This window comes from Schaedlerella arabinosiphila (assembly GCF_003885045.1).
GTDB lineage: Bacteria > Bacillota > Clostridia > Lachnospirales > Lachnospiraceae > Schaedlerella > Schaedlerella arabinosiphila.
Window position 1 is genome coordinate 2,543,644 of sequence record NZ_RHJS01000002.1, and the last position, 18,182, is coordinate 2,561,825.

General features: G+C 45.8%; 22 protein-coding genes. All 22 read right to left on the minus strand.

From position 1 onward, the window contains the following. Window positions 1-3 precede the first annotated feature (3 nt). Window positions 4-555, minus strand: a complete 552-nt coding sequence (locus tag EBB54_RS12435; protein WP_125127652.1) for a DUF5697 family protein — start codon at window positions 553-555, stop codon at window positions 4-6. A 182-nt stretch (window positions 556-737) separates the two neighbouring features. After that, window positions 738-3,350, minus strand: coding sequence for a VirB4 family type IV secretion system protein (locus EBB54_RS12440; RefSeq protein ID WP_193554408.1), 2,613 nt, complete (start codon window positions 3,348-3,350; stop codon window positions 738-740). Window positions 3,351-3,396: 46 nt separating this feature from the next. Next, window positions 3,397-3,942: a hypothetical protein gene (locus EBB54_RS30680; protein ID WP_193554353.1), complete on the minus strand. Its 546-nt coding sequence runs from the start codon at window positions 3,940-3,942 to the stop codon at window positions 3,397-3,399. Window positions 3,943-3,947: 5 nt separating this feature from the next. Next, a complete protein-coding gene (locus EBB54_RS12445; protein WP_125127653.1) occupies window positions 3,948-4,772 on the minus strand; it encodes a hypothetical protein in 825 nt (274 codons plus the stop codon). A gap of 14 nt (window positions 4,773-4,786) precedes the next feature. Beyond that, window positions 4,787-6,916, minus strand: coding sequence for a transglycosylase SLT domain-containing protein (locus EBB54_RS12450; protein ID WP_125127654.1), 2,130 nt, complete (start codon window positions 6,914-6,916; stop codon window positions 4,787-4,789). A 15-nt stretch (window positions 6,917-6,931) separates the two neighbouring features. After that, complete coding sequence (locus EBB54_RS12455; RefSeq protein WP_125127655.1) at window positions 6,932-8,818, minus strand: ICP22 family protein; 1,887 nt, start codon at window positions 8,816-8,818, stop codon at window positions 6,932-6,934. A 75-nt stretch (window positions 8,819-8,893) separates the two neighbouring features. After that, the gene (locus EBB54_RS12460; protein WP_243127644.1) at window positions 8,894-9,286 is read right to left on the minus strand and encodes a hypothetical protein; all 393 of its coding nucleotides are present in this window, start codon (window positions 9,284-9,286) and stop codon (window positions 8,894-8,896) included. 335 nt (window positions 9,287-9,621) lie between these two features. Next, window positions 9,622-10,353 carry an RpnC/YadD family protein gene (locus EBB54_RS31175; protein ID WP_243127645.1) on the minus strand — a complete coding sequence of 244 codons (732 nt, stop codon included), beginning with the start codon at window positions 10,351-10,353 and terminating at the stop codon, window positions 9,622-9,624. A 615-nt stretch (window positions 10,354-10,968) separates the two neighbouring features. Further along, a complete protein-coding gene (locus tag EBB54_RS12475; protein WP_125127656.1) occupies window positions 10,969-11,322 on the minus strand; it encodes a hypothetical protein in 354 nt (117 codons plus the stop codon). 234 nt (window positions 11,323-11,556) lie between these two features. After that, window positions 11,557-12,018: a defense against restriction DarA-related protein gene (locus EBB54_RS30390; protein ID WP_162307124.1), complete on the minus strand. Its 462-nt coding sequence runs from the start codon at window positions 12,016-12,018 to the stop codon at window positions 11,557-11,559. 274 nt (window positions 12,019-12,292) lie between these two features. Then, window positions 12,293-12,754 carry a hypothetical protein gene (locus tag EBB54_RS12490; protein WP_125127658.1) on the minus strand — a complete coding sequence of 154 codons (462 nt, stop codon included), beginning with the start codon at window positions 12,752-12,754 and terminating at the stop codon, window positions 12,293-12,295. A gap of 16 nt (window positions 12,755-12,770) precedes the next feature. Next, on the minus strand, window positions 12,771-12,947 hold the full coding sequence (locus tag EBB54_RS30160) for a hypothetical protein (RefSeq protein ID WP_154677789.1): 177 nt from the start codon (window positions 12,945-12,947) through the stop codon (window positions 12,771-12,773). A 41-nt stretch (window positions 12,948-12,988) separates the two neighbouring features. Next, a complete protein-coding gene (locus EBB54_RS12495; protein ID WP_016294893.1) occupies window positions 12,989-13,351 on the minus strand; it encodes a hypothetical protein in 363 nt (120 codons plus the stop codon). Window positions 13,352-13,375: 24 nt separating this feature from the next. Next, window positions 13,376-13,567 carry a hypothetical protein gene (locus EBB54_RS12500; protein ID WP_016294894.1) on the minus strand — a complete coding sequence of 64 codons (192 nt, stop codon included), beginning with the start codon at window positions 13,565-13,567 and terminating at the stop codon, window positions 13,376-13,378. Window positions 13,568-13,605: 38 nt separating this feature from the next. Then, a complete protein-coding gene (locus tag EBB54_RS12505; RefSeq protein WP_125127659.1) occupies window positions 13,606-14,391 on the minus strand; it encodes a hypothetical protein in 786 nt (261 codons plus the stop codon). Window positions 14,392-14,417: 26 nt separating this feature from the next. Then, window positions 14,418-15,116, minus strand: coding sequence for a hypothetical protein (locus EBB54_RS12510; RefSeq protein WP_016294896.1), 699 nt, complete (start codon window positions 15,114-15,116; stop codon window positions 14,418-14,420). Between the two features lie 42 nt (window positions 15,117-15,158). Further along, window positions 15,159-15,365 carry a hypothetical protein gene (locus tag EBB54_RS12515; protein ID WP_125127660.1) on the minus strand — a complete coding sequence of 69 codons (207 nt, stop codon included), beginning with the start codon at window positions 15,363-15,365 and terminating at the stop codon, window positions 15,159-15,161. A 306-nt stretch (window positions 15,366-15,671) separates the two neighbouring features. Beyond that, on the minus strand, window positions 15,672-15,893 hold the full coding sequence (locus EBB54_RS12520) for a hypothetical protein (RefSeq protein WP_125127661.1): 222 nt from the start codon (window positions 15,891-15,893) through the stop codon (window positions 15,672-15,674). Window positions 15,894-16,203: 310 nt separating this feature from the next. Beyond that, window positions 16,204-16,431, minus strand: coding sequence for a helix-turn-helix domain-containing protein (locus EBB54_RS12525; protein WP_125127662.1), 228 nt, complete (start codon window positions 16,429-16,431; stop codon window positions 16,204-16,206). Further along, window positions 16,421-16,864, minus strand: coding sequence for a sigma-70 family RNA polymerase sigma factor (locus EBB54_RS12530; RefSeq protein WP_125127663.1), 444 nt, complete (start codon window positions 16,862-16,864; stop codon window positions 16,421-16,423). Before EBB54_RS12530 ends, EBB54_RS12525 begins: the two co-directional genes overlap by 11 nt. A 370-nt stretch (window positions 16,865-17,234) precedes the next feature. Further along, window positions 17,235-17,687, minus strand: coding sequence for a hypothetical protein (locus tag EBB54_RS12535; protein ID WP_125127664.1), 453 nt, complete (start codon window positions 17,685-17,687; stop codon window positions 17,235-17,237). A 16-nt stretch (window positions 17,688-17,703) separates the two neighbouring features. After that, entirely contained in the window at window positions 17,704-18,162 is a 459-nt protein-coding gene (lepB, locus tag EBB54_RS12540) for a signal peptidase I (protein ID WP_243127646.1), read from the minus strand. Between the last annotated feature and the right edge of the window lie 20 nt (window positions 18,163-18,182).

Here is an 18,182-nt window from a genome sequence, read left to right on the forward strand (position 1 = left end):
TTATTACCGGCTGTCTTTTCGATAGTATTCGATTTGACCCTCCTCCTTCACTGTACAGTATCCGATGACATCCGGGATCCGGATTTTGGGAATATCCTCCGGCTCCTCCACGATCACGATATGCCCGCACCCGTCTATGCTCTTCCGGGCAAACAACTGGTTTGTCAGCTCAATATCCTCCGGCGCGGCATATAATATATCATAGATCTCCCCGTCTCCCACAAATACGATCCGGACCGGATATTCTTCCCTGGAAGCCACAAAGTGTTCTTCAATCTTTTTCTGATCCATCAGGCTTAACAGCACCCAGACAGAAAGGCCAAGACCCCGCTCCCACGCTGCATGGGCTGTCTCACTTGATGCCACCTGCTTCGTCTCCTGGCAGACGTAGACAGAACGCTCTTTTTCCAGATTCCTAAGCGCACGCCCTACAAACCTGTCCCGTCCGGACTTCCCGAAATAAGCGTAAATCTGGCTCTTATTAAGCACATTGTACTTGTAGACCAGCTCCTTTAATTCCCGCTCCACATCCTTTTGCTTATTCTGATTTTCCATTTTGTATTTCAATCCTTCCTGCTGTTTCTTTACAGTTCCTAATTATGACGCATAAAAAGTGTCCTTCAAAACGTATTCTATGACGCTTTTCCCGCAAATCTCCACTCATACGGGGGAAGGACACCTATAAGGACACTTTTTATGACACCTTTTATACGTTTTCAGATAATTTCCGATTTCATCTACATCTGCTCCTCCCTCTTTCCGTATGCCTGGTTTCCGTATTTCTGAAGCCTCTGTTTCAACTCCTTAAGGTCCTTTCGGTCTGTTGTGATGAGGTCCTTTTCCAGCTGGCTTGCCTTAAAATCAACGGTCAGGTTATTACTGTTAGTAGAGATCAGGCCGGTTCCCCGTTCAAACCGGGTAATGGACATGGCCTCTGCTTCCGACAGATCCAGCTCCTCCCGGATGTTCCCGGCTTCGCTGGTCTCCATGTTCAGGATGATCTTTGTCTTGGAATTATTAAGAATCCCTCGCCCCAGCTTCCCTCCCTTTAATGCAAAGAAGTCTACCAGATCCTGTGTTGCACAGACTGCCGAACCGCCATAGGCACGGATGACCTTGAAAATCTCCAGAAGATATTCCCCGGCCAGTTCATTTGACACCAGAAGCTTCCATGCCTCATCAATAAAGATTGCCTTCTCCACCGTCCGGTCCTCTTTCGCCTTCGCCCAGACAAAATCCAGGGCGACGAACATGCCAAGCAGCAGATCCCCGGAAAGCTCCGAGATATCCAGTACCACATATTTATTGGATAAATCTACATTTGTCTGCTGGTTAAAAGTGGATGCCGAACCATGTACCAGGCGGTTTAAAATGTTTGCCATCCTCCGGCATTCCGGCTTACGAAGAAGCACCTCATATAAATCTCCCAGAATCGGCATCTCCTTATAGCGTCCAGGGGCTGCCGCATTTAACAGGCTTTTATTATCGTGGGTAATCCCTTTTTCCGCGTAAGTCATGACCAGCGCTTCATCCAAAAGCTGCTTTTCCTCATGGTCTAAATCCGGAATCAGGAGGCTGAAGAAAATATGCAGGCTCTGGATCTTCATTGCCAGCTCCGAACGCTCCACCGTATAGCCGTCCAGCAGTTCACTGGCAGACGTATCCGCCGGCCGGATCTCCATGATATTGATACAGTTCGGGGAAGCCGGGGAAATCTGGATAAAGGCTCCGCCTGTATTTGTACATGCCCTGGCAAATTCATGGCCTTTATCCGGCGCAATGATAAATACCTGCACATTCTTCCGCCTTAACCGAAGCGCCATCAGCTGCATGGTAAAGGTCTTTCCTGCGCCGGATGTCCCTAAGATTGCAATGTTTGCATTCTTGTAAATCTTCGTATTAAAGATATCCACAATCACCAGGGAATTGTTCGCCTTATTTACCCCCATCATAATCCCGTCTTTATCCGACATCTCATAGGAAGTAAAGGGATAGCAGCTTGCCACCCCGGAAGTCAGCACGTTCCTTTTGGACCGCTCATAGAGCTTCTTATCCAGATTCAGGATCGGCATGGAGGACAAAAACGCTTCTTCTTCCCGGAACAGGCAGCTTACCGTTCCGATATCCTGGGAATTTAGAAGCTTCGTCATCTCCTTGACCCGCCATTCCACTTCCTTCTGGCTGCGCCCGGTAATGGTGATCAGCGTACTCATGTAATAAAAATCTTCGCTGCCGCCTAGTCCCCGCTTCAGATAATACCCGGCATGGATGGATTCGCTTAAGTCATCAAAATCACTGTTCGTATCATACGTATCCTTAATCTTGGAGCGGTTCAGCCGGATCCTCCTTCCAATCCGTTCCATTGTCCGGCTTTTATCCTGCTTAAAGAAGAACAGATCCACATCAATCCCCTCTCCTGCATTGATCAGCAGGGAAATCCAGCCTGCCGGAACCTTTGTCCGATATTTATGGGAAGGAATCAGAAGATAACTGTAATACAGCCCGTCCATCACCAGATAGTTCCGGTGCCTGAAATCAATGCTTTCCGGCGCAATCAGTTCTGTCACCGGGATATGGCGGATACTGTCCTCCCCGTTCTCCCGGCGGTAGTAATCCGCTACCTTCCGGGTACGCTCTTCCAGCGATTCATAGACACTGGTTCTCCGATTTAAAATCTGATACAGCACATCCACCAGGAAACGGGTATCATTCTCATGCTCCAGTACCGCGTTTCCGCACTGCGACAGATATTTTTTTGCAGTCTGCGCTGCAGACCTCATATACAAAAGGACATCCTTCTCTGCCGGATTTTTATTATGATTGTAAGACTGGTATTCAAAGATCAGGAAAAAACGCCGGGTAACTGCCTCTTTGCGCCCCAGCGTCTCAATCAGCCCTGCATAATCCTCCTGTAAGAGCCGGACGCGTTCATCCTTTTCTTCTGCCGCTTCTTCCTTGATCTTCTCAATATACTCCGCAATGTCCGCTTTTTTCGATATGATCTTAAACTGCAGGTTCACAGGGGCAATCTTTAAATAGGACATAAAGGACATGACAATATTCCTCTGCTCCGCGGAGGAACGCAGAAGGAAGTTAATCGGCAGGATCTCAATCAGCTTGATATACCGGTGGTCCGTAGTAAGAATGACCCCGTTTTTCACCTGCCGGATTGGAAGATAGGAGGATACCCATGTCACAGGAAGCAGGTCAAGCTCCGGCACCTTCTCCTGCTTCGGCTTCACCTTCTCCTGCTTTCTATTTTTTTCTGTTTCCACAGATTCCCCTGTCTGTCCGGACTTTGTAAGCTCCTTCTTCACTTCCTTTTCCTCTTTCATATGGACCTTACGCATCCGCTCTTCCTCCCGGATCTGCTCCTGCCTCTTTTTCTTTTCTTCCTTACGGTTTTTCTTCTCCTCCTTCTGGTTTTTCTTTTCCTCCCGCTTCGCCTGTCTCAGCTTTTGCTTCAGTTCTTTTACTTCGTTTCCGATGATCTCCGCCTCCCTTTCCTCTCCGGCTCTTATTTTTTTGTTTCGCAAGCCTCCGGTTCCTCTTAAGCCTGTACTTCCCATCCGGAACCGTAAGCATCCTGCGCCTGTTCAGATACTTCAAAAACTGGAACAGAAAAGAGGTCAGGCTCTCTCCCTGAATCCCCAGGATGGCAAAAATAAGCGCCGGAATCAGCACCGCCACGCCGACATAGATTTTCACCCGTATGCCAAAGTCCATAGATAACAGTATCTGTAATAAAAAAACTCCCAGAATGCCCGCCTCAAATGCATTCCGAAACCTCACCCTTCCGGAGAGGATCGTCCCCTCCTGTGCAAAATTCGGTGGTATAGTATAGACATCCACCCGTTCTCTCTGTGCGATTTTAAAAGCACCTCCTACAAAATAGCCGGGGAAACAGCTAAAGAAATTTCTCCTTTCCTGCCGTTTCCCCAACGCTTTTAATGATATTTCTTTTTTCTGCTTCTTACCAATAGCCCGGCTGCCAGTATCACGACGATACCTGCGCCAAGGAACAAATATTTCAAATCTAAGGAATGTGTACCCATACTCCCTTCCCAAATCTTATCTTTACGACGAACCGTTTCCCTTCCTGACACTGCCTGCCTCCTTTCCCCCGTATTTTCTTCTTCCGGACGGTCCTCTGTCTCGGCGGGAGTCCCTTGTTGCTTCTGCTGGACTTCTCCTGCCTTCTGGTCTGTCACTTGGATACTGCAAAGGAACAGCCCGTTTTCTTCCATACAAAATGGCTCCCGGCTGTATTCTGCCAGATAAACATGTGCGTCATCTGCCGCTTCTACCCGCAAAATACGGTATCTTCCGCTGTGTGCCGGTATATTAAACTCATACAGGTTCGCGGGAGATAAGACATATTTCTTTACCGTACCGTTTTCTTCCTCTACCGTAACAGAAATCTCCCCCGCAAACCCTTCAAAAACCTCGGAACGGAGCGCAATGGTTCCCGTCTCCTGCTCCGTGGATGTAAAATACTCCCCTGCATCCTCCCGGCCTTCCCATCTTTCCGCTTTCCTCTGCACCATTCCGTTTTCATCAAATAATACATATTTCCCGGCCTCATTGACACTGTCATACGCCCAGCCCCCTGTAATCTGCATCCCGGCGCTGTCAAACCCGCAGCCTTCCTCCCACCTGGCAATCACAGGCAGGTCTCCTGGGATTTCTTCTGCCGACACACAGCTGCCAGACATAAAAAACACCAGACATGTAATCAGGATTGTTCTGCAGATTCTTTTCTTTCCATGCATAGCACCAACCTCCTTTACTTCCCGATAATCCAGAATGCCCCGGCGCTTAAATCCCGTCCATAAGATTTGATGGTATTTACGCTGTACACCTTTCCAGTCCGCTCCCTGCTCGCACAGTCGGCGATGGTAATATACCCGTCCCTCGTCACTCCGGTAAGGACGATAAAATGCCCGCTGCCTCCGCCGGTAATGGTATAGGCCTCGCAAATTTCCACTACCATCTTTCCCTCTTTTAAGGACTGCACAACATAGTCCATCTGGTCTTTCCCTACCCGCTCACAGGTTAAACCCCAGTGCTTTGCCGCATTAGTCGGAAACGAATGCGCGGTTCCCACCCCGGAGACATATTCCCCGTTGCTGATGGAAAATGCACAGGTTGTCTGGGGGTTCACCGTCTGCCCTGTCAGGGTAGAAATCACGATTGCCAGGGAGGTCGGGCCGCAGCCGGCAGCGCCTATGGTGCTGGTACCGTAAGGCATATTTCTCCAGGGTTCTTCCCCCTGGTTAAAATAGATGACCTTTTTTACACCCCTGCCTACGGTATCATAAGTAATGATATCCCCGGTCGCGTCAATATTCCCGATATAGGAATCCGAACCGCCCCCGGTTACAAAATCCCTCCAGGAAAACAGGGAGAAAAAGGAGTCCTTCAGGGAATCTATCCCCTCGCTCATTAATTTCAGAACTTTTAACACCAGCTCAAAGGTGCTCTGGCTTGTTACATATTTGTACTCATATCCGCCGCCCGAAGAAGGGCTGGAGCTTAGGATGAGTGCCAACGTATATTCTACGGATTTCACTTTTGCCGAAACTGCCTCTTCCGCCACCCTTTCCCCCTCTGCTTTCAACTTATTATATATTTCCTTTGTGATTTCCGTCTTCCCGGATTCTGAAAGCTGATAATATACCGTCTTTGTGGTATCGGTTTCTGTTTCCCCTATTACCGACCAGGAAAAAAAGCGGTCTGCATGTCCTGCCACCGCCTCCTTCAGCTGGCTGTACGGGCCGCTTAAATCCTCATCCGGATCCTCAGAGCTTCCCGTCCGCCGCTCCTGTATCGTAAGATAACCCAGTACCGTCTTCACATAATTCTGCGTTTCCTTAAACGGCGGTATCTGGTATCCATATTTGATCACATTCCCCGGACCTGCATTGTATGCGGCAATGGCAAGCTCCAGCCCGTTTGAATGGTCTTTAAACTGCTCCAGGTTCTTTGCCATATATTTCGCCCCGCCCATGATATTCTCACGGGCATTGTGGGGATTTACCCCCAGGGATGCCGCCGTTCCCGGCATGAGCTGCATCACACCGATCGCCCCTGCTCTTGAAACCGCATTCTGGTTAAACCTTGATTCCGTCATCCCCATTGCCTTCAGCAGGGCAACAGGCACGCCATACTTCTGTGCCGCCTCCTCGAAATAAGCATCATACTGGCTGGTAAGGTCTGTTGACATCTCTCCCCAGTCGCTGGAATAACCCAAAAAAGAATGGATCGTGCCGGTATCCCAGACTTCACTTAACAGAATGGCAAGGTAATAGCTTGGATTCATTTTTAGCTTACTCTCATATTCATCAATAACTGTAATCTCATGCTCCGCATAATTGGAGGCTTTATCCGCCTGGATCTCCTGCAGGCCTTTGTCTCTTGCCTGTTCAATTAACGCAAGGATTTCCTGCTTATATTCTTCTTTTTTCAGGATGGCCTCGATCCGCACCTTCATGTTGGATAATTCCGCCGACTGCGCTTCATTGGCAAATGCGTCCGCATCTGCAAATCCCAGGTAAGTCAGGATAATCCCGATCATGTTTGCGATCAGGAACATCCACAGAAACAGGGCTGCGAAAATCCCTACGATTACCTTCCGGAATGTCTTACTTGTGGCAAGGGCCCCGACCACGGTTCCTAACGGTCCCCCTAATGCCGTCCCGGTGGCAGCCCCTGCCGCTGTACTTCCGCCTTTTGCCGCGGCGGTCACTGCATAGGCTGCCTGGGAAGTGTGGGCCGCTTTCTGCGCCGCGCCTGTCCCTTTAGCTGCCCTTTGCATCTGAACCGCCTGGTTTACTGCTTTCTGTGCCTGCACTGCCCCGTATGCTGCTCCTGCGGCCTGGTCCATTGGGGAAGCATCCGCTCTGTCCTCCTTCATGTGCCGCCCCCTTTCCTACACCTTCGAATCCCCGTTTTTCGCTTTTGGATTCTGTTTTTTCTTCTTTTTCAGATCCTTCCTGGATTTCGGTACTTCCCGGAATTTCCGTTCCTCTGTGATTTTCCGGTATTCCTGCTTTCTGCTCTCGGAAGATACGGTTCCTGGACCGATGCCCGGATTTCCCTGCACCTGTGTCGGCCCCGGTGTATCGAAATCATGGTAACCAAGCCCGTTCACCTCGTGCCCGCCTATAACCGGAAGAACTTTCGTATCCCCTTGTCCTGCACCGGAAGAACTATCCGTCAGCTCCATCTCATGCCCTGGCTCATGAAGCGCTGTTTCTCCTCCGAATACCGGAGCATTTCCTGCCTCTATGCCTCCTTCCGAATCAAAGGATTCTGTACTGCTGATACCGGCCTCACTTCCAATCTCACTAAGGATCCCCTGTGTTTCAGCAGAAAGTCCTGTCTCTGCTGTATGGCTGCCTGTGGAAATACTGCCGTCTTTCTCAAAGCCATCCATACCGCTTCCGATTCCGGCATCCTCGATCCCGCTGTCTCCAGGCACAGTACCCTCTAAGTTCATACCTGCATCCTCGGTTTCCCCTGTCTCCGGTTCCTCTTCCTCTACCGGATAGTCTCCCAGTTCTCCGGATGCGCTGCCTTCCATGCCAAAGACCGTCTCTGTACTCTGTTCTTCCATTCCGGCCAGATCCTCGCTTCCAGGCCCGTCCTCCGGCATCATGCCCATTTCCTCCAGGACACTTCCCTCTCCGTCTGCCATGGTATCGAAATCACCGGATTCCAGGCCTGCATCTGCCAATTCTTCCTCCATGCCGTTTCCAAAGTCCGTTCCGTCCTCTGCCTGTATGCCGTCTGCTCCAAGCCCCATCGGAATCGGTCCCCCTGTATCCGTCATGCCGGAACCGTCCATATAGGAATCATTTCCTGCGCCGGTCCCTTCTCCGTTTCCGGAAGGGCCTCCTGCCGTCTGGCTGCTCCCTCTCCCCACATGGGAAAAGATCCGTCCGGCTGCCATCATCAGACCTAAAGCGCCCATTCCCGTTGACGGACGGCCTAAATTTACGCCCAGAGAAGACAGGTAGGAATCCAATTTAAAGGTCACTTTACAGAACCCGACCAGACAAAGCGTCGCCGCAAAGAACTTGGTAAACCCATAGCTGCTGGCAGTTAAATTCCCATAGCCGGATAAGAACATCTTCAGGCACCAGGAATTTAAGATGATCAGGACAATCTGTCCGCCAAACATCTTCGACCAGGAGGCAAGGATGTTATTGGTTGCTTTCGACCCTCCGGTCCCAAACGCCAGCGGCGCCGTATACGAAAATACGCCAAGCAGCACATACCGTTCTGCGATCACAAACAGCATTTTAAAATAATTCCATGCCACCACAAACTGTAAGATCAAAGTCAGGATTGCAATGTTTAAGCTGTCAATCCCGATTCCTGCCGTAATCCCCTCCAATACGGAGACATACTCGGAAAAGCTGCTCACCTCGATCTCAGTCCCTGCCACCCACTGATAGGGCGTTCCCGCCACCCTCAGGATGTAATCCACCATCGGCTTTGCTGCCACAATAAAAAACAGACAGATCCCGCTGCGCAATACCAGCTCCACCGGATCCTCGCTTGCGACCCCCGTCTTTCCGAACATGCTCTTAAAAAGCTGCCAGACACAGATCAGAAGAAGAAGCGCCGCCCCCATAGGCAGAATGGCATTGGAATAGAGATCGCCTGCCACAGAAAACAACTCCTCAAATAAACTTAAGTCACAGGATAAAAGCTCCGTGAACATATCCGTCACTAAGGACATCATATCAACAATGAACTGCGAACACAGCTCCCGGATACCTTCTATCAATAATTCTAATAACCATCCCATATTTTATCTTTCACCTGTTAAGGCATCCCCCTTTCTGCCGGGAGAGCGCCGGCACATGTTTATCTGTCCGGCATTTTAGCCGCCGAACATACTCTTTGGAATAATACTCTCAAAATAGGTCACGATTGCGCCAAGCGTCATGAGCGCCGCCCAGCATACGATGATCCGTTTCAGCCATGACCTGGATTCATCTACGGTCCGCCCGGATTTTGAGAAATTCATCAGAAACAGGCACACTGCCGAGCACACGACAGCCGCCACGGTTGCAATGCCGGCCACATCCTTATAGACCGTCTGCATGGCATTCTTTGCCGTATCAAAGATCGTATCCGCAAACACAGGCGCTGCAGATACGGCCAGTAAAACGACCGCAAGAAATGCCGTAAACGCAAAGCGGGGAATCAGCATCGCAAACTGATTCCCCGGCTCCTTTATCTCCGTATTCTGTTCTCTTAAATTTCCTGCCAATGAGTCCCCTCCCTTCTGTTCTGGAAAAAATAACAAATAAAAAAGACAGCCCTTTTTAACTCCGGCTGCCAGCTCCCTGTAATGTCCTGCGGCTCTCCATGCATGTCATCCGCATGCACAAAACTTTACTTTACCATTGTATACGGACTGGAATTGTATGTCAATATCACAGGAGACGCAATACCGTCGCAATTTCGTCGCAATTGATTCTTTCATGATCTTCCTCCTGCAGCTTTTAAAAATACAGGGTACAGATTTCTCTGCACCCCATAAAAGAATCATCCTGTTATTCTGCCTTTGCTCTTTCAACACCATATAAGGCTTTTTTGCTCTCATTATCTTGCCACTTTAGTCCCTGCAATCCATTCCTGCACGATATTTAAACCTACATCCAGGACTTTGGCAATCATACTTTCCGGCAGCCCCTCTGCTTTCATGTTTATAGCTGCCTCCTTTTTACTTTCAAGCTTCCCTTCTTCCTTCTTTTCATTTCCAAACTGTTCTACTGCTTTCTCCTGATCAAATAAACCCATCATTATATTTATAACCTCCTTCTCACGACCCGACAGATACTCCTTCAGTACGTTTCTGTCCTGGCATATCCGTATTGTACTAAGCACTGCCTCTCTTGTTTTGCCGTATAGCCTCACCTGTTCATTATATACTTTTGTGAAATCCACATACTGGCTGATAATATCACCTTTCCCATCTCCATAAAGTACCTTTACATTTACTTCAAGATACTCCTTGTTCCCTTCAAAGAATTCTTCCGAAAGACGAAGCCATTCCGGCCTGTCCTTTCGGTCGCCCGAATATATCACATAGAATTCAGGTCTGGGAACAGCCAGTTTTTTACTTCCATACCGGTTTTGTCTGGTGCTCTCAATAAACTCATTCCATGTATGTGCCAGATAAAGAAAAATCCGGATGATAATATTCACTGTCCAGCTGGATTGGGCTTCCAGCATCAAAAGTAACTTTCCCCGGACTGTCATGCCCAAATCATTATACTGCTGGTCAGTAAATATATTCTTTATCGTTACGTTTCCTATATCTGCTTCTGTCACATCCGTATCCTCCGGATGGATTGCCTGGTATAATTGCAAAGCATACTTACGGTCTCCAAACAAATCACGGAATACAGAATCCTTGGATGTAGTTTTCACATCTGATTTCTGGGAGTTAGATTCTGATACTGTCTCCGTTTTTATTCTGAAACTGTCGGATCGCTTCTGCTCAAAATCCGTATCAGAAGTATTGTCTGCTACCATCTCTATCCTATTGTTTATATCTGCCTGCCTTTTATCCATCGTATTTTCCATCCCTCCCATTCTCCAAACTACTCTATCTCTTCTTCATATTCATTATATCAGATTTTCGTAAACCTGCAACGTCCTCTATAAGATTTCAGGACGGCTGCTTTCCTCTTTTCTTCCGTATCCCAACTCGGAGGAAATAGAATATCACCTCCCCTGACATATTTCCTATCTCCGTTACATTGTAAGGCATCTACCCTACATCAAATATAGTATAAAAGTCCGTATCATGCCAAAAATCATTTCTGGAAAAGAAATATGTATATTCCATCCCTTCCGGCCACTAAAACCATAACACGCCCTTTAAAGGCAGAAGTTTTCCATTACACTTTGCAGAATCTCCGAAATTGCAAGGTAATGGTATTCTCATTTTCCACTTTCCTCATGTCTGTCTTCAACCATTCTGATCTGTTTATCCACATAAGCAAAGAATTCTCCCTGATACTCCGCTTCCGTAAGTTCTGTCAGTTTCTCCATCTCTTTACCGAACAGCTCAATATTGGTATACTTCTTTATGAGCTTTGAATTTGCTGTAATCTCTAAAAAATACAAATGGACAAAAAGTTTTCCGGCTTTTGCAAAAACATAGCTTATCTGCCCGATACTCCCGTCAACTCCTGATTTAAAATAGATCTCTTTGAGTTTATCCGTATAGAAATTCTCCATTTTTACAATCAAGGCATTTTTCTTCTCTTTCTCAACAGCCAATTTTTCTTCCAAAGCATCCTGACTGTTCAGGCAGCTTTTTAGTTGTTCATCATATGGGCTTACAATCATCCTCATCGTTTTCCTGTCTCCTTACTTCATCCAACATTTTAACTAAAGTACCATGCATCTGTTTTATAAAGATTATGGCTTTTCCTTGTTAATGTAATCTCATCTGTTACTTCTTCTTTGCAACTTTTCTTCACTGCTCTCCGCCTCCCTCGCGAAGTGCATCTTTTTATATAACGCTTATTCCTGATTCCTGCGAACCTGTTTTTGTGATACATTCCCATAAAAACCTCCTGTGTCCTCTATCCGATAGTCCATATCCCCGCAAAGCGGATAATCCGGCTCGCCGTCTGGCTCATTACTGGAAGCCCGGAACAGCCTGTCATGCCTCTCTTCCGGCATTTCCCCCGGATCGCTGTATTTCCAGAGCCTTCCCGCCTCATCTTTATATACCCGGCGTCCCCATGAATCCACTCCAACAAAGGAAAGGTTCATGATTTTATCCGAAACAGGCATCAGTTCATACTCTGCCGCATCTTTGGGATGAAGCGGCATTTTGTACTCAATATATCCCCATGCTTCCTGTCCAATCTCCTCACAATATGTTCTGGAATCAAAATTGACGATATTAAGGACTTTCATAAATGGCGACTTCGGATAACTGCCCGGTGTAATCGGCCGTTGCGTGCTGTAATATCTCATCTGCTTTCCTCCTCATTTCTAACTGAACAATATTCTGTATCTGCCAAAGCACAGTCTTCACATCCCTTATTTAAAAAACACTGGCTACATCTCATGGCAGATCTGCTGTATTCCTCACATTCTTCCTTTACCGTTTTAGGGCAAGTGCCATCTACGCATGCCACGCCGACATAATCCCTGCATCCTTTTTTCATATCTTACTCCACACCTCCACAATATTCTTCACAGTTTTCTACCGATGCAGAAATATATCTCTGCATCGGTAGCACCTTTCTCAAATTCTAAAATCGTATCCTTTTAAAATCAGTGCACAGAAAATCGCCAGACAATCATTTTCATAATATATGCTTTCTACTCCGTTACATTTCGCTTCATGAATCAGCCTTTCTCCCCGTTCTTTCAATATGCGCCTCTTTTCTTCACTCAACTTTTCATATTTTTCCATCAACTTCTCATTCGCGTCATTAAAATGCACATATAATTCGTAAAAAAAGCGTCTATCTTCAGCTTTTATTTCTTTCAAACTGTCCCCTTTTCCGTATTCAGCTTGACTAGCATCCACTACTTCTACTGCCTTTAATGCTTCCTGCAAAAGAAGATCAACCAAACTCTCTATCGTCATTCCACATTCAAGCGCAAGTTGGTAAACTTGTGTGTATGTTTCTAGCCGAACTACAACACTGGCCAGTCCCCGTGGTATTTTGGTTTCTGATTTCTTCAAAATAATTTTTTCCATTTCATCCGTCTCCCTCTTACTGCAGCCAAACTTCCTGCAGTATATTTTCTATCAGCCTGTCTAACTCGTCCACCTCTGGAGCATAACTCCGCCACGTAAATCCATCCGTTGCCTCGTTCGCCTTTTCGTACAACTTTTCAATCTGATCTACCATTTGGAGATAGCCTGTATTGGAATCACGCAATATATCCATCGCCGCTTTAATACAGTCATATCGGTGCCGCAATTAGAAGACTATACTTCCCAAAGGGAAGGAAACCTTTCCATCAGTAGCCGTTTCACTGCCTCCGGATGCTTCAGCGGAAAATTATACGGGCTTCTCTCCATTCCCAGAAGTATATCCCCGGCAATAATACCGCCATGTTCATCCACACCATAGAAATAAGATGCCACCGGATTAACTGGCTTGTTTTCTGCAAATCCCGAATCATCTATAAGCATCACAACCATATCTCCAAAAAAGTCATACATCCGCTTTGTTCTTACAACTTCAAGATACTCGGCTCCGATTGCTTTCGCTTTCTCCTTCAGACTCCAATCTAAAAGCTCCACTATGGATATCTGGTTTCCTGTCGTAATCTTTATTGTTTTAACCATTTTTCACCTGCCATTTTCATCCATTCAAAGAATCTCTTCTATGTATTCATGCTCTTTTGCTTCAAAAATTTCAAAAAAGAACTCTGCAAAGTTCTCTCCATCTTTCCGCTCTGGAGCATCAACTGATAAATCGCACCACTGCCTGCAGGCTTCTTCCAGCAAAGTATTGAAAACAGCCATCCTCTTCTTATTCCCTGCCACATCATAAATCGTCATATTTTTGTCCTCCTTAAAACTCCTTATTTTCCCTTTACTCAGATGTAATTTGCATACCTGCTGCTAATAGTAGAAACCCACTCCTTATCCAGTCTGTCCGGATACGTACTATATGCTTTTTCGTAACTGTTCCACCACCAGCCACGACCTTTTAATGCCACATGGAGTTGCCGTTTCGGTCTCATAATAAACTTGATATATGCCCTGTCTCTTTCTAAATAAGCCGTTAAGTTTTCGTCCTCAAAGAAAATTTCTTTTCGTATTTCTTTAATTTCACCGGCAAGCGACTGTTGATACAGTTTTGCAATAGTACTGTTTTTTCTCCACTTATACTCTGGATATAACTCCTCATACAACTGAATAAACGTCTGGTTATCATGTCTTGCCAATGCTCTCAGATAGCATGTTGGATTACAGGAATTATCTGATTTCCGGCAGAACTCTATCATTTCCAGAAGTTCTTCCGCCTTACTATTTTTCTTCTGGCTTTGCTTGATCTGTCCTTCCAAGTCTCTGAACCAGTTAGAAAACGCCGCCGATAATTCCAAAATCTTGTCTGATTTGTCCAGTTTCCGGGAGTTATATCTTGCCGGGCCCGCAACAGCCACACTCACATGCTGCGCCTCATATTTCAAGATCTCACTCCATTTTTCATATAACTTATCCAAAAGCTTCTGCTTCTTTTCCTCCGAAACCGGCCACGATAAGATTTTTTCAGCATACGCTTCATAGTCGGCTTTTGAAAGGTCTCCCCTCTTTCCCATCATACTATTGTAATTTGCTGATTTTATCATACCTTCACTCAATTTTTTTACCATCGCCATAATATTTCTCCCTTCAATAAATTCACTCACTGTATCCACGCCTCTTGAGGCAAATTCCCTAAAATCCTGTCCAGCTCCCTTACTGACTTACACCATTTATAACGAAAGCCATCCGATTCCTCATCCGCCTTTTCATACATCTCATCTATCTGCTTTATCATCTGCAGATATCCGGTATTCTCATCCCGTAATATATCCATTGCTGTCTTCAGACAATCATACCGATGTCTCAAGGCTATAAATGACTGATAGATACGAAAACACTGTCTGGATGCTGCTATCAGATTATCCTTCGTTAACTGCTTAAGAGCTTTTTTACTTTCATCTTCTGCAAATGCTTCTGTACAGGATAATCCAAAGTAGTCCTGTTCATAGCTGTCATACCCCAGCAATCCTCCATAATCTTCACCGGCTCCTACTGCCACAAAAAACTTATCGAAGCACTTCGGAATCCATTCCGCCCTTAAATCTTCAAGCATTTTCTCACACTCCGCGCATAGATCAGCAAACATCATCTTAAATTCATATGCTTCATCCTCATCTCCATCCAATGCGTTAATCAATGTCTCATCGTCTGTATCAAAATACCAGTGAACATCTTCACATTGCTCCTGAATATCCCATAACTCCTGATAAATGCTCTCCAGATTCAAAGCCTTAACTATTGGCTTTTTATATCTGAGCTGTTTTGCTTTTTGCCGTTTTGTTTCTGCTGCATCCACCATTTTACGCCTCCATGAAATATTGATCTGGTTATCAGATCATTTCTATTTTTTATGATACTTTCTTCTGAATTTTTTATATGGCGTCCCCTCTCTCTCACTTCTGCAATAGCCATTCCACTTGTAGCAATCCTTACATCCAGTCCTGCAATACCATAGATATTCTTTTTCAAATGTACATTTCCAGCTATGCAGCCTGTCCAATGGTGTTTCTAAGAAAATCCCATATAATGCCCCTATGATTCTCTTCACGCGTATCTCCTCCTATTATTTTATATACTTTCTTCCTTCTACACCGTATGGATCTTCCGGCTCCCAATCCACCCGCAATTGACAGTCTTCACACATCAATACTTTCCTTCCGGTACAAAGCGGATATGGATTATCTTTTTCCGGTATAAAACATTCTGGTCTCTCATATGATTGGTCTTTGCGCATATCTTTTTCCCTCCATCAAAAATACATATTTCGTTACATTGAACAGAAAAGACACCGATTACTTGAAAAATAACCAGTGCCTTCCTCTTTAACTACTCCCTTTCAGACTTGTCTATCCTCCTATGCTGCCGCAAGCAGAGCACCAGCTTCGTCATTCCGAAATTCAATGCAGTACCGGATGCGGTCTGTCTCAAATTTAATATGTTCCTCCGTCACCTCAACTACACGCCTTACCCTTGCTGTTTTCTTCCATGTCCCATTGCAGAAATAGGTTGCGGCCATCCCTTTCAACACCGGCTGCACAACTTTCCCGTAAATAAATATAAGCTGCTTCTGTCTCATTCGTGTTCCTCCTTCCATCCTGATTGTTTTCTGCTCCGATTTCCGATCCTTCCTTTAAATTTTCACATCTCCCACATTCTGAACAACAAAAAAGACACCAATCATCTTCTAAAAATAATCAGTGTCTTCCTATCTGTTATCCGCAGAAATCCTGCCAAAATTTGAGTCTGGGCCATTGCCGAAACAAAAGTTGATTTTTCAGTCTAATTACTGAAAATAAAATATAACAATTTTATTGTATATCAATATATAGCGTTTGTCAATCTATTAATCACTAAATATTGTGTATTATCAAAAAGCTATATAATTCTTATTTCCACAAAACAGCATCCATCCGGTTCCCATCTTCGTATTTCTCTACCGGGAATTTCAGGATGCACTGCAGCATGGTATACACAAACTCCTGATATAAGTCCTCGTCAAATCTTCCATTCACAACTGCATATTTGACCATCAGGGGGCGGTACATCTCTATCACCTCCATCATTGCCTTCCTGTCATATTCCCTGGCTTTCTGCAATATTTCCTTAAATTCCATCTCTTGTGCCTCCCAGAATCTTACGGATCTTCTTTACTGCGTTATAGTATGTATTTTCTGCTTTCTTTTCTGCCATCCCTACAATTAAGCCAATTTCCCGGAATGATTTCTCGTAGAAAATCCGCAGCACAATCACATCCTTCTGCCGCTCCGCAAGTGAAGTTATTGCCTGAAAGAGCCGGTAATCCTCTATCTGGTCCAAAAGCAGCCGGCTCTCTATCACGCCCCGGAAAATCTGTTCTGATAAAAGATCCCTTTCTCTTAGCAGGTCTTCTATCCCCTGCCCCGGAACTGCCAGTTCCTCTTCATAATTTGTTTCATTTCTCTCCACCCTGCACTTTTTATCCAGATAATGCCCTTTTGTATTCTTCACTGCCTGCTTCACATATGCGCTGAAGTGATTCTTTAATTCGTCTGTATTTTTACGTTCCATATCTTCCTCCTGAAAGTTTTCTTAAAAATCATCTGTTTCACCGAAAACTTCAGGCGGCGGACGCGCACCGGGGATTCCTTCATTTCTTCCCCGATATAGGCGGCCTCCGTCATGGATGTTTATGGAACTGCCATACGCTTTCTTCCTGCATATGGCTGTACAAAAAAAGACCGTCAGGAAATCCTCCCGACAGCCTGGTAATACGATAAGTTTTTTAATACTCCTGATAATACTAACCTGAATCCCAAGTTAATAAAAGCAAAGAGTATTTGTTGTATCTATCTTCCTGAGATTGTGCCTTTCCCATGTGCATTCATTCGATAAAGTGTTTCCTTTCCCCTATCTTATCCCCGGAAAGACTGCCAAATTCTTACATTCCCCCTACTTTTCTTCTGTCTGAAATATCGCAAATACCTCCCCGTTCCCTTCTGTCTAAGAATTCCGCAATATCTCCGTCAAAGGATGTCACCTCATCCAGCACAAATTCCTCCACCTTCTCAAAATTATAATCAATCTCTTCGGATGTCAGGGCATCCACCTTCTCCATCTCCTGTTCAAGCTGGTCCAGTATCTTTTCCTCCCCTATCCCTTTCTCATACTGATGCCCACATTCCGGACAGATCCTGACCTTTCCCCAAGCAGCGGCACCACATTTCGGACAGGACTTTAATTTCCTGTTTTTCAGCGCCGTCCTGCTGATATATACCATCTCTCCCAGACAGCTTCCCAGGATTACTGCACATCCTGCCTTCCAGTTCCAGAACTGCATCCCTAAACCAACAATCTGAAGAACATTAAAACAATAAAGTTTTCCTGCTTTCATTTCTGCACACCTCCGATTAAAATAATTTGCAAACCACTATCCCACGGACAGCGCTTTTACCGATACACCCAAAAACCCGGGAGTCCAGCGACACCTCCTGATTCTCCCCGATCAGGAAATACTGATCCGGAGGCAGGATAAACTCCTGCCTCTCCTGCTTCTTCCTTTCCTCCTGAATCCCTTTTACAGATTCCGCCACCATTTCACCATTTAAAAAGAGTCCTTCATAAGCAGTTGTAACCCGGTCTCCCTCCGACGCCAGAATCCTTTTTACTACGTCATAATCCAGTTCTTCTATGTATGCTGCTACCATATCGCCCTTTTGGGGCATTCCCCATTTTCGCAGCAAAAGGATATCTCCTTCATAAAAAACAGGCTCCATGGAATTTCCGCTGACATAGGCAATATCAAAAAACACATGAAATACCGCCACGATCAGACATGCAGTTATCACTGCACTTGCAACTTTCCCCATCCTCCACTTTCTATGCGTAT